General features: G+C 59.7%; 14 protein-coding genes and 1 riboswitch. Of the genes, 5 read left to right on the forward strand and 9 right to left on the reverse strand.

Going from position 1 to position 16,522, the window contains the following annotated elements; all coding sequences use genetic code 11:
- The first annotated feature begins 44 nt into the window (after nucleotides 1–44).
- The gene (locus AB1748_RS04810) at nucleotides 45–809 is read left to right on the forward strand and encodes a DedA family protein (protein ID WP_111139386.1); all 765 of its coding nucleotides are present in this window, start codon (nucleotides 45–47) and stop codon (nucleotides 807–809) included.
- Between the two features lie 5 nt (nucleotides 810–814).
- Here AB1748_RS04810 and thiQ read toward each other — a convergent pair whose 3' ends face one another.
- From thiQ to sgrR, 4 genes are all read right to left on the reverse strand, one after another.
- Complete coding sequence (gene thiQ, locus AB1748_RS04815) at nucleotides 815–1,516, reverse strand: thiamine ABC transporter ATP-binding protein ThiQ (protein ID WP_367396074.1); 702 nt, start codon at nucleotides 1,514–1,516, stop codon at nucleotides 815–817.
- Nucleotides 1,500–3,110, reverse strand: coding sequence for a thiamine/thiamine pyrophosphate ABC transporter permease ThiP (thiP, locus tag AB1748_RS04820; protein ID WP_111139388.1), 1,611 nt, complete (start codon nucleotides 3,108–3,110; stop codon nucleotides 1,500–1,502). The genes thiQ and thiP overlap by 17 nt, the downstream gene beginning before the upstream one ends.
- On the reverse strand, nucleotides 3,086–4,072 hold the full coding sequence (thiB, locus tag AB1748_RS04825; protein WP_367396075.1) for a thiamine ABC transporter substrate binding subunit: 987 nt from the start codon (nucleotides 4,070–4,072) through the stop codon (nucleotides 3,086–3,088). The genes thiP and thiB overlap by 25 nt, the downstream gene beginning before the upstream one ends.
- A gap of 46 nt (nucleotides 4,073–4,118) precedes the next feature.
- Nucleotides 4,119–4,221: riboswitch (TPP riboswitch) on the reverse strand.
- A gap of 35 nt (nucleotides 4,222–4,256) precedes the next feature.
- A complete protein-coding gene (sgrR, locus tag AB1748_RS04830; protein WP_367396076.1) occupies nucleotides 4,257–5,924 on the reverse strand; it encodes an HTH-type transcriptional regulator SgrR in 1,668 nt (555 codons plus the stop codon).
- Between the two features lie 252 nt (nucleotides 5,925–6,176).
- Here sgrR and AB1748_RS04835 point away from each other — a divergent pair, with 252 nt between their 5' ends.
- Nucleotides 6,177–7,355, forward strand: a complete 1,179-nt coding sequence (locus AB1748_RS04835) for an MFS transporter (RefSeq protein WP_111139391.1) — start codon at nucleotides 6,177–6,179, stop codon at nucleotides 7,353–7,355.
- Between the two features lie 39 nt (nucleotides 7,356–7,394).
- On the opposite strand, the gene leuD is transcribed toward AB1748_RS04835, so the two are convergent.
- From leuD to leuL, 5 genes are all read right to left on the reverse strand, one after another.
- A complete protein-coding gene (gene leuD / locus AB1748_RS04840; protein ID WP_111139392.1) occupies nucleotides 7,395–8,000 on the reverse strand; it encodes a 3-isopropylmalate dehydratase small subunit in 606 nt (201 codons plus the stop codon).
- A gap of 3 nt (nucleotides 8,001–8,003) precedes the next feature.
- Complete coding sequence (gene leuC, locus AB1748_RS04845) at nucleotides 8,004–9,410, reverse strand: 3-isopropylmalate dehydratase large subunit (protein ID WP_293774757.1); 1,407 nt, start codon at nucleotides 9,408–9,410, stop codon at nucleotides 8,004–8,006.
- Between the two features lie 4 nt (nucleotides 9,411–9,414).
- Complete coding sequence (leuB, locus tag AB1748_RS04850; RefSeq protein ID WP_111139394.1) at nucleotides 9,415–10,506, reverse strand: 3-isopropylmalate dehydrogenase; 1,092 nt, start codon at nucleotides 10,504–10,506, stop codon at nucleotides 9,415–9,417.
- Nucleotides 10,507–10,508: 2 nt separating this feature from the next.
- Nucleotides 10,509–12,071, reverse strand: a complete 1,563-nt coding sequence (leuA, locus tag AB1748_RS04855) for a 2-isopropylmalate synthase (protein WP_111139395.1) — start codon at nucleotides 12,069–12,071, stop codon at nucleotides 10,509–10,511.
- An 89-nt stretch (nucleotides 12,072–12,160) separates the two neighbouring features.
- A complete protein-coding gene (leuL, locus tag AB1748_RS04860) occupies nucleotides 12,161–12,244 on the reverse strand; it encodes a leu operon leader peptide (protein ID WP_111139396.1) in 84 nt (27 codons plus the stop codon).
- Nucleotides 12,245–12,973: 729 nt separating this feature from the next.
- Here leuL and ilvI point away from each other — a divergent pair.
- From ilvI to cra, 3 genes are all read left to right on the forward strand, one after another.
- On the forward strand, nucleotides 12,974–14,698 hold the full coding sequence (gene ilvI, locus AB1748_RS04865; protein WP_111139397.1) for an acetolactate synthase 3 large subunit: 1,725 nt from the start codon (nucleotides 12,974–12,976) through the stop codon (nucleotides 14,696–14,698).
- A 2-nt stretch (nucleotides 14,699–14,700) separates the two neighbouring features.
- Nucleotides 14,701–15,192: an acetolactate synthase small subunit gene (ilvN, locus tag AB1748_RS04870; RefSeq protein ID WP_009092152.1), complete on the forward strand. Its 492-nt coding sequence runs from the start codon at nucleotides 14,701–14,703 to the stop codon at nucleotides 15,190–15,192.
- A 194-nt stretch (nucleotides 15,193–15,386) separates the two neighbouring features.
- Nucleotides 15,387–16,397: a catabolite repressor/activator gene (cra, locus tag AB1748_RS04875; protein WP_111139398.1), complete on the forward strand. Its 1,011-nt coding sequence runs from the start codon at nucleotides 15,387–15,389 to the stop codon at nucleotides 16,395–16,397.
- Nucleotides 16,398–16,522 lie beyond the last annotated feature (125 nt).

Consider the following 16,522-nt stretch of genomic DNA (forward strand, 5'->3'; position numbering starts at 1 on the left):
CTGGCTCAGGACAATCCAGGCTTCTGCTTTTACTAAGGATGAATATGGAAGCCTGGATTCAACAACTGATTACGCAGTCCCTGGAGTGGGCGCTGTTTGCCGTTGCGCTGGTGACGTTTCTGGAGTCACTGGCGCTGGTCGGGCTGTTGCTGCCAGGTACGGTGATGATGGCCAGCCTGGGCGCGCTGGTCGGCAGCGGTGAGCTGGGCCTCTATCCGGCCTGGGCCGCGGGTTTTGCGGGCTGCCTGATTGGTGACTGGGTCTCCTACGGCATAGGCTGGAAATTCCAGGGGCCGCTGCATCGCTGGAAATATCTGCAAAAGTACAAGGGCCTGCTGGATAAAACGGAACACGCCCTGCATCAGCACAGCATGTTTACCATTCTGGTCGGGCGCTTTGTGGGACCGACGCGGCCGCTGATCCCGCTGGCGGCCGGGATGCTGGAGCTGCCGGTGCGGAAGTTCCTGCCACCGAACATCATCGGCTGCATCCTCTGGCCGCCGCTCTATCTGCTGCCCGGTATTCTGGCGGGCGTGGCGATCGATGTGCCAAAGGCCGCGCAGGGCGGCAGCTTCAAGTGGCTGTTGCTGGGGGCTGCGCTGCTGATCTGGCTGGGCGGCTGGTTATGCTGGCGCTGGTGGCGCAGCGGCAAAAGCCGTGACTGGGCTACCGCCTGGCTGCCGCCGGAACGCCTGCGCTGGGCAGGCCCGCTGGGGCTGATCGTCGCCGTGGCGGCGTTTGTCGGCATTCAGTTTCATCCGATGATGCCGGTTTTCCGTCACCTGCTGTGGCAGGTCTTTATCGCCTGATCCGCTTAACGACGCGGGATACCGAGGACATCGGCTTCCCGCGTCTCGCCCGACAGCAGCTGTCGGGTTTCGCCATCCCAGTAAACCCGGCCATCCACGATCACTACGCTGCGCGCCGCAATCTGCTGCGCATCTTCCAGACTGTGCGACACCATCAGCAGGGTGATCCCGCGCGCCTCGCACACCGAACGCACCAGCTGCAGCATCTCTCCCCGTAATGCCGGATCCAGCGCCGAGAAGGGCTCATCCAGCAGCAGCACCGGCCGATCCCGCAGCAGACAGCGGGCCAGCGCGACGCGCTGTCGCTGGCCGCCCGACAGCTCGCCCGGCAGACGGGTCAGCAGATCGCCCAGCCCCACCTGCGCGGCCAGCGTGACCAGTTCCTGACGCTGCAAAGCCGTAAGCTTTAATCCCGGATGCAGCCCCAGCCCCATGTTCTGCTCCACGCTGAGGTGCGGAAAAAGGTTATTTTCCTGAAACAGCATTGAGACCGGGCGTCTGGCCGGGACGCTGTGGGTATGATCCTGGCCGTCGATGATCAGGGCCCCCTGGTTCACCGGCAGGAAGCCGGCGATCAGGCTCAGCAGGGTACTTTTACCGGCGCCGCTGGGCCCGAGAATGGCGATGCGCTCGCCGCGTGCGGCGGTAAGGCTGAAGCGCATCGGCAGATGCTGATAGAGGTAGGTAAGGTTATCGAGAGTCAGCATGGCGACCTGGTAATTTTTCCATTAGCGTAAACAGCAACAGGCAGAGCAGCAGCAGCAGCAGGGCGGTGACTGCGCCATCCGCGCCGCGATAGGCGCCTATCTGCTGATAAAGATAGAACGGCAGCGTGCGGAAGTCGGCGCTGCCAAACAGCGCGACCACGCCAAAATCGCCCACTGACAGGACGCAGGCAAAGGCCAGCGCCTGCGCCAGCGGACGCTTCAGCGCCCGCAGCTCAATCAGCCGCAGCCGGTTCCAGCCGCGGATATCCAGCGAATCACAGAGTCTGCCGTAACGCTCCGCCACATCCCGCATCGGGTTTTCCAGCACTTTCATGGCATAGGGAATGGCGATCAGCGCATTGGTAAAGATCACCAGGCCCTCTGCCGAATCGGGCAGGCCGATCGTGGCGTTGAACAGCAGGAAAAAACCGGTGGCGAGGACGATGCCGGGCATCGCCAGGATCAGCATCCCGCTGGTGTCGATCAGCTGTGCGGCCACCGGGCGCTGACGCAGCCGCAGCTCACGGCTGCTCCACAGCAGCATCATGGTCAGCGCCACACAGAGCAGACCCGCGCCGGTGGCGATTCGCAGCGAGGTCAATGTCGCCTGCCAGAGGGCCGGCTGCGCCAGTGCTCCCCGCACGCCGCCGTGCAGCCCCTCGACGATCACCGCCGCCAGCGGGGGGAGCAGCAGCAGCAGCGCCAGCAGGATCAGCAGCGCATCGATCAGCTGTGCCGCGCGCGAATCCTGCGGATCGCGCCAGCCGCTGAGCTGGCTGCTTCCGGCGGGGATCGCTTTGCTGAAGCGCTGGCTGAGCAGCACCAGGGTGAGGCAGCAGCCGAGCTGGATCATCGCCAGCAGGGCAGCGCGGCCGGGATCGTAGTCATAACTCAGCGCCTGGAAGATCGCCAGTTCGATGGTGGTCGCCTGCGGACCGCCGCCCAGCGACAGCACGGTGGCAAAGCTGGCAAAGCAGAGCATGAAGATCAGCGCCCCGGCAGGCAGCAGCTGACGCCGCAGCCACGGCCACTCCAGCAGACAAAAGCGATGCCAGCCGCGCACGCCGAGCTGAGCCGCCAGCTGACGCTGCTCTGCCGGGATCTGCTCCAGCGCCTGCAGCAGCAGACGCGTTGCCAGCGGCAGGTTAAAGAAAACGTGCGCCAGCAGAATGCCCGACAGCCCATAGGGGGAGAAGTGATAACCGAGCCCGGCCCACTGGCAGAGCTGCGCCAGCCAGCCGGTACGCCCGTAAACCGTCAGCAGACCAAATATCGCCACCAGCACCGGCAGCACCAGGGTCATAGCACACAGGCGCAGCAGCAGCTGTCGGCCTGGAAAGCGGCGGCGGTAGAGCGCCCGCGCCAGTGGCAGCGCGGGCAGTAGTGACAGCAGCGCAGAGAGCAGCGCCTGACCGAAAGAGAACGCGATGACATGGCGCAGGTAATCATCCTGCAGCACGCTGCGCAGGTCCGTTTCCGGTGCGGCGCGCCAGAGTGCGCCGAAGGCCAGAAACGCCACCAGCGTTAACAGCAGCGTAGCGAACGATCCCGGCAGCAGCCAGCGCGGCATCAGCGACTGACTGCGCGTTGCCACTGACTAATCCAGCCGGAACGCTGACTGGCGACCTCTTCCGGCGAGAACTGCAGCGCGGTGGCGGGCACCGTCAGGGCGTTAAAACCGGCGGGCAGCGGCGTGGCGGTCACCGGGTACATCCAGTTGCCGGTCGGGATGGTGCGCTGGAAGTCGGGGGAGACCATAAACGTCATAAACTGCTGCGCCAGTTCAGGCTGTTTGCTGCTGGCTAACTGCGCGGCAACTTCGACCTGCAGATAGTGGCCTTCGGGAAACGGGGCGGCCGCATAGTTCTCTTTCTTCTCTTCGATGATGTGATAAGCCGGTGACGTGGTGTAGCTCAGTACCAGATCGCTTTCCCCTTTCAGGAACAGACCATACGCCTCACTCCAGCCTTTGGTCACCGTCACGGTTTTCTGCGCCAGCTTCTGCCACGCCTGCGGTGCCTGATCGCCATAGACTTTCTGCATCCAGAGCAGCAGACCTAAGCCGGGGGTGCTGGTGCGGGGATCTTCGTAGATCACCCGCCATTTCTGCGGGCTGTCTACCAGCTCTTTCAGGCTTTTCGGCGGGTTTTTCAGCCGGGTACTGTCGTAGACGAAGGCGAAGTAGCCATAGTCAAAGGGGATGAAGGTCGTGTCATGCCAGCCGCCGGGCAGGGTTAATTTTGTGGTGTCGACCTGACTTCTGGCGAACAGGCCGGTTTTCTGCGCCGCCTGCACCAGATTGTTGTCCAGCCCCAGCACCACATCCGCCTTACTGTTTTTGCCTTCCATCCGCACGCGGTTCAGCAGCGAGACGCCATCTTCCAGCGTGACAAACTTCAGCTCGCAGTTGCAGCGGGCTTCAAAGGCTTTTTTTACCGCCGGGCCGGGGCCCCAGTCGGCAGAGAAGGAGTCGTAGGTGTAGACCGTGAGAACCGGCTTAGCCGCCAGAACGGGGGCAGAGAGTAACAGCAGGACCGGCAGAACTTTGTTTAACACTTTGCGCTCCTTCAGGAGAATAGGGGATGAGTCGCAAAGGATCTGAGCACGGAGGCCTCTCAAATCCCTACGTCGGTATTAACCGAATCAGGTTCGACGGGTCTCTCTCAGCTGCTTGCTGGTGGCAGGCGGCACCCCGTTGAGAACGCCACATTCTAGTCATTTCAGCGGCGTGGCGAAAGCGTTACAGCGCCGGTGGCGCGAACCAATCGGATTTAAAATCGAACCAGCCCAGCGTATTCATCCGCACGCCGCGCATACTGCGCTGGCCTTCGAGCAGCAGCCAGTGGTGAAACAGCGGATGCAGGCCCGCCTCTTCGACTAACTGTTTGCTCCATTCGGCCAGCGGCAGCGTTTTCTCGCGCCAGCGTGCCGCATCGCCCTGCCAGTCGATCGCCAGGCAGTGGTGCAGCAGCGGGATCTCATACAACTGCGCGAACAGCGAATAGTTCAGCGGCAGGGTAAAGTTCACGCTGCCGAGCCAGATGTCACTTTCCGCCTCGCCCTGATACCAGCTCTCGTAGTCGATCTCGCGGGTCACCAGCGTCACACCATGCTGAGCCAGCAGCGGCCGCAGCGCATTGGCGATGCCTTCATGCTCCACATGCTGGCTGTACCAGGTCAGCGTCAGGTGGGTCAGGCCGGGCGGCTTTTCGACCGGCGTCAGGTCGCGGCGGTGATGCCAGCGCGGCAGCAGGCCATAGGCCGGGAACCAGTAACGCTGATACCCGACACCTGCGTGATTAAGCAGGGCGATGGGGTTAAACAGGTAGCTCACCCAGCGCCGGACCGCCGCGTCGCGGCCCTGCGCGGAACGCTGGTCGAACAGCAGGTAGTAGCACCCCTCCTCCAGACGGCTCTCCTCCTGGATCTCATCGCTGCCATCACTCTCGCCCTGCAGTCGGACACCAGCATAGACCAGCTCATCGCTGATGTCGGGCAGCACCCAGATAGAGACATCGTCGATCAGGGCGCGAAAACCAAAGTAGTCATCAAAGGCTTCAATTTTCAGCTGGCTCGCCTGATTGCGGATCACCCGGTAGGGGCCGGTGCCCACCGGCTGGCGGGCAAAATCGGGCAGGGTGGGCCATTCGCGTGGCAGGATCATCGCGCTTACGCTGCCCAGCAACCAGGGCAGACCCTCGTCGGGCTGGCTTAAGTGGATGTCGAGCGTCCAGGGGGCGGGCGAGGCAATCTCTGCAATGTGTGAGAAGAGCGGGTGAGGGCGCTGGCGCGCCAGCGTGGCCAGCACATCCTCCATCTCCAGCTCTCTGCCGTGATGGAAACGAATCGCCGGGCGCAGAAAGAAACGCCAGTGAAGCGGCGAGGTCTGCTGCCAGTGGTGTGCAATGTCCGGTTCGGCTTCCCCGTTTTCCTCATTTATCCGCGTCAGGCCGTTGAAGATCTGGCGGGCAATGTGGGTCTCCGAGCGCCGCAGCGGCGAGCCGGGCAGCAGGTTGAGCAGCGGCCGGTAGTAGAGCACCCGCAGGATATGCTTGCCCTGGCGGAAGCTGCGGCCCAGATGCGCGCCGATCATCTGGCGCACCTGATTTTTATCCCCCACCAGCTGAACGAGCTGATCGATGCGATACTGCTCCAGCAGATCCTCGGCGCGCTCCTGCTGTAAGGCCAGCCCGGTGTAGCAGAAGGTCAGCACCGAGCGTTTGCCGCGACCCGCCTCAGCCTGCCAGATCAGCCAGCCCGCGGCCTGCATCCGGTTGAGCAGGTTGCGCATGTGGCGGCGCGAGCAGTGCAGCCGATCGGCCAGTTCGCTAAGGGTGATCGCCTGCGTCTGCCCCTGACAGCTCTGCCACAGGCGGATGAACTGCTGCTTCAGACGTGATGAGGACATAAAAGGGGAACTCCCGCTGAAAAGCGCTCTGTTTTTCCTGCCCTATTTTAAGAGCAAACTTTGTGCGATGGGAAGAGCGGGAGGCATTCCGCAGGGGATGGCGTTCGACCCTCACGTCGCGCTTCAGCGAGGTGCTTTTCTGAGTAGGGTGCATTTTCACCGCCAGCAGAGGATCTCTGCTGGCTTTTTTCATGCTGCGCGGTATCGTCTACCCTTCTTTTTTTCCCCGTTTGTCCTGTAAGGGATTTCGCTATGAAATCGCTGTTAACGCGGCAGCGCCGCATCAATCCGGTTTACCTCGCTTTTATGGTCGCCTCTTTCATGCTGGGCGTGGCCGGTGCATTGCAGGCACCGACCCTCAGCCTGTTTCTGACGCGCGAGGTGCAGGCGCGACCCTTCTGGGTCGGCCTGTTTTTTACCCTCAATGCGGTAGCCGGGATCGTGGTGAGTATGCTGGTGGCAAAACGCTCTGACAGCGTGGGCGACCGGCGTCATATCATCCTCTTCTGCTGCCTGATGGCGCTGGCCAATGCGCTGCTGTTCGCCTTTACCCGGCACTATCTGACGCTGCTCACTCTGGGCGTGCTGCTGTCGGCGCTGGCCAGTGTGTCCATGCCTCAGCTCTTTGCGCTGGCGCGGGAGTATGCCGACCAGTCGGCACGCGAAGCGGTGATGTTCAGTTCGATCATGCGTGCGCAGCTTTCGCTGGCGTGGGTGATCGGGCCGCCGCTCTCCTTTGCTCTGGCGCTGAACTACGGCTTCGTCACGCTGTTCAGCGTGGCCGCCGCGCTGTTTCTGATCTGTATCCTGCTGGTCTGGTTTACCCTGCCGTCGGTGCCGCGCAGCCAGCCGCTGATGCAGAGCGGCGGGCTGCCGATAAGCGGCTGGCGCGATCGGGATGTGCGCCTGCTGTTCATCGCCTCGGTGGTGATGTGGACCTGCAACACCATGTATATCATCGATATGCCGCTCTATATCAGCACCACGCTGGGCCTGCCGGAGAAGCTGGCCGGTCTGCTGATGGGCACGGCGGCCGGGCTGGAGATCCCGGTGATGCTGCTGGCGGGCCACTATGCGCGTCGTATCGGTAAGCGCCGGTTAATGCTGATCGCGGTGGCGGCCGGCGTGTTGTTCTATCTGGGGCTGGTGCTGTTTAACTCCCGCGCGTCACTGATGGTGCTGCAGCTGTTTAACGCCGTGTTTGTCGGGATTATTGCGGGCATCGGGATGCTGTGGTTTCAGGATCTGATGCCGGGACGGCCAGGCGCAGCGACCACGCTGTTCACCAACTCCATCTCGACCGGCATGATCCTGGCGGGGGTGATTCAGGGGACGCTCAGCGAGCGGCTGGGGCATGAGGCGGTTTACTGGCTGGCGTTCGGACTGGCGGTGGTGGCGCTGGTGATGTCGGCGCGGGTGCGCGACGTATAAAGAACAGGGGCGACCGGGTGTCGCCCCTGCTTACCCTCATCAGCGCAGAAAGGCGGGCTGATTCTGCTCATACTGTGAAATCGACGCTTCGTGCTGCAGCGTCAGGCCGATGCTGTCGAGACCGTTTATCATGCAGTGACGGCGGAAGCTGTCCAGCTCAAACGGATAGACTTTGTCGCCTGCGGTGACCGTCTGCGCTTCCAGATCGACCGTGAAACTGATGCCGGGCTGGGCCGCAACCAGTCTGAACAGCTCATCCACCTGCTCTTCGCTTAACTTCACCGGCAGCAGCTGGTTGTTGAAGCTGTTGCCGTAAAAGATATCTGCAAAGCTCGGCGCGATGACGACGTGAAAACCAAAATCGGTCAGCGCCCATGGCGCGTGCTCGCGTGAGGAGCCACAGCCAAAGTTCTCGCGCGCCAGCAGGATGCTGGTGCCTTTGAATTCGGGTTTGTTCAGCACAAAGCCGGGGGTCGGCACCGTACCGGCGTCATCTTCAAAACGCCAGTCATGGAACAGATGCTGGCCAAAGCCGGTGCGGGTGACCTTCTGCAAAAACTGTTTAGGGATGATCGCGTCGGTGTCCACGTTCGCGGCATCCAGCGGCGCAACAATGCCGGTGTGCTGAGTAAATTTATTCGCCATGACTTAAGCTCCTGTCGTCAGTTCACGGATGTCGGCAAAGTGGCCGGTCACGGCCGCCGCTGCGGCCATCGCCGGGCTGACCAGATGCGTCCGGCCACCGCGGCCCTGACGGCCTTCAAAGTTACGGTTGCTGGTGGAGGCGCAGCGCTCGCCCGGATTCAGACGGTCGTTATTCATCGCCAGACACATCGAGCAGCCCGGCAGACGCCATTCAAAGCCCGCTTCCAGGAAGATTTTATCCAGACCTTCCGCTTCAGCCTGCGCCTTCACCGGACCGGAACCCGGTACCACCATCGCAATCACGCCCGGCGCGACCCTGCGGCCTTTGGCGATCGCGGCCGCCGCACGCAGGTCTTCAATACGGGAGTTGGTGCAGGAGCCGATGAACACCTTATCAATCGCGACGTCGGTCAGACGGATGCCGGGCTGCAGGTTCATGTAGGCCAGCGCTTTTTCCGCAGAGGCGCGCTCCACCGGATCGGCAAACGAGGCCGGATTCGGGATCAGCTGATCGACTGCGATCACCTGGCCCGGGTTGGTGCCCCAGGTCACCTGCGGCGCAATCTCTTCCGCCTGCAGCGTCACCACCGCATCATAGTGCGCGCCCTCGTCAGACTTCAGCGTGCGCCAGTACTCTACGGCCTGATCCCATTTCTCACCCTGCGGCGAGAACTGGCGACCCTTCAGGTAGCTGAAGGTCGTCTCATCCGGTGCGACCAGGCCCGCTTTCGCGCCCATTTCGATCGCCATGTTGCACAGGGTCATACGGCCTTCCATGCTCAGCGCCTGGATCGCCGGGCCGCAGAATTCAACCACATAGCCGGTACCGCCTGCGCTGCCGGTTTTGCCGATGATCGCCAGCACGATATCTTTTGCGGTAATGCCGGTGGAAGCCTGACCCAGCACTTCGATCTTCATGGTTTTAGCCCGACCCTGTTTCAGCGTCTGAGTGGCAAACACATGCTCGACTTCAGAGGTGCCGATACCAAAGGCCAGCGAGCCAAAAGCGCCGTGCGTCGCGGTGTGCGAGTCGCCGCAGACGATGGTCATGCCCGGCAGCGTCATGCCCTGCTCAGGGCCGATAACGTGGACGATGCCCTGGAAAGGGTGGTTCAGGTCATACAGCTGGACGCCAAACTCTGCGCAGTTCTTCATCAGCTCCTGCATCTGAATACGCGCCATCTCGCCGGAGGCATTGATGTCTTTGGTCTGCGTCGAGACGTTGTGATCCATGGTGGCAAAGGTTTTGCCCGGCTGACGGACTTTACGCCCGTGCGCGCGCAGCCCGTCGAAAGCCTGGGGCGAGGTCACTTCATGGATCAGGTGACGATCGATGTAGAGTAACGGCGTTTCATTCGGCGCTTCGTGAACGACATGAGCATCAAATAACTTCTGGTATAAGGTTTTCATTGTTTTATTTTTCCTCGGCGATAAAGCGGGCAATGATGCTGCCCATCTCATCTGTGCTGACCGCAGGGCCATCACCGGCTAAATCTTTGGTGCGGTAGCCCTGTTCCAGCGCACGGCTGATGGCGCGTTCGATACTATCGGCAGCCGCATCAGCATTCAGGCTGTAACGCAGCAGCAGCGACAGCGACAGGATCTGGGCGACCGGGTTAGCAATATTCTGACCCGCGATATCCGGCGCGGAGCCACCGGCCGGTTCGAACAGGCCAAAGCCCGCTTCGTTCAGGCTGGCGGAGGGCAGCATCCCCATCGAGCCGGTGATCATGGCGCATTCGTCAGAGAGAATGTCACCAAACAGGTTGGAGCAGAGCAGCACATCAAACTGCGAAGGATCTTTGATCAGCTGCATGGTGGCGTTGTCGATATAGATGTGGCTCAGCTGTACGTCCGGGTACTCTTTAGCCACCTCGTTGACAATCTCACGCCACATGACCGAGGTCTGCAGCACGTTCGCTTTATCGACCGATGTGACCTTGTTGCGACGCTTGCGGGCGGACTCGAAGGCGATGCGGGCGATGCGCTCGATCTCAAAGCGGTGATAGACCTCAGTATCGAAGGCGCGCTCTTCCGGGCCGCTGCCTTCACGTCCTTTCGGCTGACCAAAGTAGATGCCGCCGGTCAGTTCACGTACGCACAGAATATCGAAGCCCTTCGCGGCGATGTCGCTGCGCAGCGGGCAGAATGCTTCCAGTCCGCTGTAGAGCGCCGCCGGACGCAGGTTACTGAACAGCTTAAAGTGCTTACGCAGCGGCAGCAGGGCACCGCGCTCCGGCTGTGAGGCGGGCGGCAGGTGTTCCCATTTCGGGCCGCCAACAGAGCCAAACAGGATCGCGTCGGCCTGCTCGCAGCCGGCCACGGTCGCGGGTGGCAGAGGTTCGCCATACTGATCGATAGCGATGCCGCCGACCGCATATTCCTGAGTAGTAATCTGCAGATCAAAACGCTGGCGGATGGCATCCAGCACTTTCATCGCCTGCGCCATCACTTCCGGGCCGATGCCGTCACCGGGTAAAACTGCGATATGAGAGGAGCTGGACATGGTTATACGGTTTCCTTCTGATCTTTAAATTTGCGCTGCAATTCCTGTTCGACCTGACGGGCACGCCAGATGTTGTTCAGAGCGTTGACCATTGCTTTGGCGGAGGATTCGACGATATCAGTCGCCAGACCGACGCCGTGGAACTTGCGGCCGTTATAGGCGACCACGATATCGACCTGGCCCAGTGCATTTTCACCATGGCCTTTGGCGGTCAGTTTGTAGTCCACCAGCTCCGCGTCAAACTGGGTGATCCGGTTAATCGCCTGATAAACCGCATCCACCGGACCGTTACCGGTTGCCGCATCGGATTTGGCCTCATCACCGCAGCCCAGATTAACGGAGGCGGTGGCGGTGATGCCGGAGCCGGTCTGGACGTTGAATTCACGCAGCTGGAAATGCTCCGGCTCTTCGTTCTGTTTGTTGATAAAGGCCAGCGCCTCCAGGTCGTAGTCGAAGACCTGACCTTTCTTGTCGGCCAGCTTCAGGAAGGCGTCATACAGGGTATCCAGGTTGTAATCCTGCTCGGCATAGCCCATCTCTTCCATGCGATGTTTTACCGCCGCACGACCGGAACGCGAGGTCAGGTTCAGCTGAATTTTATGTAAGCCGATCGACTCCGGCGTCAGGATCTCGTAGTTTTCGCGATTTTTCAGCACGCCATCCTGATGGATACCGGAGGAGTGAGCGAAGGCGTTGGAACCGACCACCGCTTTATTGGCCGGGATCGGCATGTTGCAGATCTGGCTGACCATCTGGCTGGTGCGATAGATCTCCTGATGATGAATATTGGTGTGGACGTTCATGATCTGCTGACGGGTTTTAATCGCCATGATCACCTCTTCCAGCGCACAGTTACCTGCACGTTCGCCCAGGCCGTTCATCGTCCCCTCAACCTGACGCGCGCCCGCCTGAACCGCCGCCAGGGCGTTGCCGGTTGCCATCCCCAGATCGTCATGGGTATGCACAGAGATGATCGCTTTATCAATGTTCGGTACGCGGTTCATCAGCTCGCTGATGATATGGGCATATTCGCCCGGCAGGGTGTAGCCGACGGTGTCCGGGATATTAATGGTGGTGGCACCGGCGTTAATCGTGGCTTCCACCATCCGGCACAGGTCATCAATCGGGGTACGGCCGCCATCTTCGCAGGAGAACTCTACGTCGCTGGTGTAGTTACGCGCCCGCTTCACCATATGCACCGCGCGCTCAATCACCTCCGGCAGTGTGCTGCGCAGTTTGGTCGCGATATGCATCGGCGAGGTGGCGATAAAGGTATGAATGCGGAAGGCCTCGGCCACGCGCAGCGATTCATACGCGGCATCGATATCTTTCTCGACGCAGCGCGCCAGACCGCAGACCCGGCTGTTTTTAATGGTCCGCGCGATAGTCTGTACGGACTCAAAGTCGCCAGGTGAGGAGACCGGGAAACCGACTTCCATCACATCCACGCCCATGCGCTCCAGCGCTAACGCGATCTGCAATTTTTCTTTCACACTCAGGCTGGCCTGCAAAGCCTGTTCACCGTCGCGCAGAGTGGTATCGAAAATAATGACTTGCTGACTCATCGTAATCATCCTTATGCGTTTTCTGGCCTGGCAACGAGCATAAAAAAACCCGCGACAGGCGCGGGTTTTTAACTTTCAGCAGGTTTGAATCAGTGTCTGATTCCGCCCACAAGTCTACCGCGCAAGCTGTGTGCGTTTAGTAGTAGACCGAGAAGGCGAGCAAAACGAAACATGGATTCAAACCTTATAGAATGTTGTGCTGCACATATTGGTACTGGAATCACCGGGGGATGTCAACCTTCAATGCAGGGTTATTCTGCGCGGTGCGGAAGGAAGATATTCTGTTATTTAACGGTCAGGCAGCGGATTAAACAGCAGGGTAACGGCGGCAGCAGTCACGCCCTTGTGCTGCGCGGCTTATTCAGCTCCTTTATGCGTTTATATTCATGAAATAAAAGGCATTTAATCCTGGCCTGACTCAGGCTAAGCACAGAATTTATCACCTCCGGGTTAGCATAATCGCATGTGCATGACTGATTTAATGGTTAATTACGCCAGAAAAGAAAAATGTCAGACGATTGTGGGCTGGAGCCAGGCGTAATAAGTTTTCGTTATTTCTTAGATCACGCTGAAAATAATTTCTTCCTCAGCATTTTCCGCTGCGGTTCTGCGGCGCAATTAGTTTAATCCGCGCAGCCAATTCTTTTCGGGCAGAGCCTTTACGCCCCCGCCATTTAATTTACGCGGGTTTGCGGTTTGCCTGCCCGGTTAAGTGCGGTTATGGTAATCGACCTACTCTCAGAACAATGAACGCAGCAGATTTCTCTGTAACCGGACCGCGACCGCTGTGTCGCTGTCGTGAATAAACATACGTTTTAGATTGGCAAAGCAGTTACCGGCGCGATGTGACAGGCCCAGCGGGCCTGTCCGCAGCGTCAGGTTCTGCAGCCTGGAGGCAGAAGATGGAGATGTTGTCAGGAGCCGAAATGGTCGTCCGTTCGTTAATCGATCAGGGCGTTAAGCAGGTATTCGGTTATCCGGGTGGCGCAGTGCTGGATATTTACGATGCGCTGCAAACCGTCGGAGGTATCGATCACATTCTGGTACGCCACGAGCAGGGTGCGGTGCATATGGCAGATGGCCTGGCGCGCGCGACCGGCGAAGTCGGCGTGGTGCTGGTCACCTCCGGCCCCGGCGCGACCAATGCGATTACCGGTATCGCCACCGCCTATATGGATTCGATTCCGCTGGTGATTCTGTCGGGCCAGGTTCCTTCGTCCCTGATTGGTTATGACGCCTTTCAGGAGTGCGATATGGTCGGCATCTCCCGCCCGGTGGTGAAGCACAGCTTCCTGGTGAAAAGCACTGAAGAGATCCCCGGCGTCCTGAAGAAGGCGTTCTGGCTGGCCGCCAGCGGACGGCCAGGCCCGGTGGTGATCGACCTGCCAAAAGATATTCTGAACCCGGCGAATAAGCTGCCTTATCACTGGCCTGAGACGGTCAGCATGCGCTCTTACAACCCAACCATTCAGGGGCACAAAGGGCAGATCAAACGCGCCCTGACTACACTGCTGGCCGCGAAGAAGCCGGTGATTTACGCCGGTGGCGGTGCCATTACCGCAGGCTGCGAAGCAGAACTGCTGCAGCTGGCCGAAAGCCTGAACGTGCCGGTGACGACCTCGCTGATGGGACTGGGGGCGTTTCCGGGCACCCACCGTCAGTGTGTCGGTATGCTGGGCATGCACGGCACCTACGAAGCCAATATGACGATGCACAACGCCGATCTGATTTTTGGCGTCGGCGTCCGCTTCGATGACCGCACCACCAACAATCTGGCGAAATATTGCCCCAACGCCACGATAATGCATATCGACATTGACCCGACCTCTATCTCCAAAACGGTGGCGGCCGATATTCCGATTGTGGGTGATGCGAAGCAGGTACTGCAGCAGATGCTGGAGTTGCAGGCGCAGAGCGACAGCCCGTCGGGCAGCGAGAGCCTGCACGACTGGTGGCAGGCGATTGAAGGCTGGCGCAGCCGTCACTGTCTGGAGTTTGATCGCACCAGCGACAAAATCAAGCCGCAGGCCGTGATCGAAACCATCAGCCGCCTGACCAAAGGCGAGGCCTATGTGACCTCGGATGTGGGCCAGCACCAGATGTTTGCGGCGCTCTATTATCCGTTCGATAAACCGCGTCGCTGGATCAACTCCGGCGGTCTCGGCACGATGGGCTTCGGCCTGCCTGCCGCGCTGGGCGTGAAGATGGCGCTGCCGGAAGAGACGGTTATCTGCGTCACGGGCGATGGCAGTATCCAGATGAATATTCAGGAGCTGTCGACCGCGCTGCAGTACGATCTGCCGGTGCTGGTGCTGAACCTGAATAACCGGGTGCTGGGCATGGTGAAGCAGTGGCAGGATATGATCTACTCGGGCCGTCACTCTCAGTCTTATATGGAGTCGCTGCCTGATTTCGTCCGCCTGGCAGAAGCCTATGGCCACATCGGGATCGCCATTGAGCATCCGGCAGAACTGGAAGAGAAGCTGACGCTGGCGCTGGAAACCCTGGCGAAGGGGCGTCTGGTCTTTGTGGATGTCACCGTTGACGGTAGCGAACACGTCTACCCGATGCAGATTCGCGGTGGCAGCATGGATGAGATGTGGTTAAGCAAAACGGAGAGGACATAATTATGCGTCGTATTTTATCAGTTCTGCTGGAGAATGAATCCGGCGCATTATCCCGTGTCGTCGGCCTGTTCTCGCAGCGTGGCTACAACATCGAAAGCCTGACCGTGGCACCGACTGACGATCCGACCCTGTCGCGGATGACTATCCAGACTGTGGGCGATCAGAAGGTGCTGGAGCAGATCGAGAAGCAGCTGCACAAGCTGGTCGATGTCCTGCGCGTTACCGAACTGGGCCAGGGTGCTTACGTTGAGCGCGAAATCATGCTGGTGAAGATTCAGGCCAGCGGTTATGGCCGCGAAGAGGTGAAGCGGAATGCCGAGATCTTCCGCGGTCAGATTATCGACGTGACGCCAACGCTGTACACGGTTCAGCTTGCAGGCACCAGCGACAAACTGGACGCCTTCCTGAACTCCGTGCGCGAGGTGGCTGAAATCGTTGAGGTGGCGCGCTCCGGTATCGTGGGCGTTTCACGCGGCGATCGCATCATGCGTTAATCACGCAGCGTGATCATCGATCCTGACCTAACCCGGCGAAATGCCGGGTTTTTTTATTTTTTATGCGCCAGGCGGATTACATTCAGAAAAGCGGTTGCTCCGCGCACTTTTCTGCTGTTAGATGAGAGTCATAGGTTATCCATAGCGTAACTGCGGCTATTCTGCCGCAACGCGGAGTTGATGGTGGGGTTATCGTGAAGCTGGATGAAATCGCGCGTTTAGCAGGCGTATCGCGCACCACGGCCAGTTATGTCATCAATGGCAAAGCGCGGCAGTATCGTGTCAGCGACAAAACCGTTGAGAAAGTGATGGCGGTGGTTCGTGAGCATAATTATCACCCTAATGCGGTGGCCGCCGGGCTGCGCGCCGGGCGCACGCGCTCGATTGGATTAGTGATTCCCGATCTGGAAAACACCAGTTACACCCGTATTGCCAACTATCTTGAGCGGCAGGCGCGCCAGCGCGGCTACCAGCTGCTGATCGCCTGTTCAGAAGATCAGCCCGATAACGAGATGCGCTGCATCGAGCATCTGCTCCAGCGGCAGGTCGATGCGATCATCGTCTCAACCTCGTTACCGCCGGAACACCCTTTCTATCAGCGCTGGATCAACGATCCGCTGCCGATCATCGCGTTAGACCGGGCGCTGGATCGTGAGCACTTCACCAGCGTCGTCGGTGCCGACCAGGACGATGCGCAGACGCTGGCCGCTGAATTGCGTCAGCTGGATGTCAAAAATGTACTTTTCCTGGGGGCGCTACCTGAGCTCTCCGTGAGTTTCCTGCGCGAAATGGGCTTCCGTGACGCCTGGAAAGGCGATTCCCGCCCGATAGACTACATCTACTGCAACAGTTTTGAGCGGACCGCCGCCGCCGCGCTGTTTGAACGTTATCTTGAAGATCACCCGATGCCGGAGGCGCTGTTTACCACCTCCTTTGGTCTGCTGCAGGGGGTGATGGATGTGACGCTGAAACGAGACGGGCGCCTGCCGACCGAGCTGGCGATTGCCACCTTTGGCGACCACGAACTGCTCGATTTTCTTGAGTGTCCGGTGCTGGCCGTCGGGCAGCGTCATCGCGATGTGGCAGAGCGCGTGCTGGAATTAGTTTTAGCCTCGCTGGATGAGCCCAGAAAACCGAAACCGGGTTTAACCCGCATCCGGCGTAATTTATACCGGCGCGGACAATTAAGCCGAAGAGTGAAATGAATCTCAGGCGGGTATTACCATGCCCGCCCGCTTTATTTCACGATTTAACTGATTAAATAAACAGGTCGGCGTAAAAAAGCGTAAATTCTCCTCATCAAATCTAACAAAGCAGAAAGCACGAATTT

It is taken from the genome of Pantoea sp. Ep11b (assembly GCF_040783975.1).
Classification (GTDB): domain Bacteria; phylum Pseudomonadota; class Gammaproteobacteria; order Enterobacterales; family Enterobacteriaceae; genus Pantoea.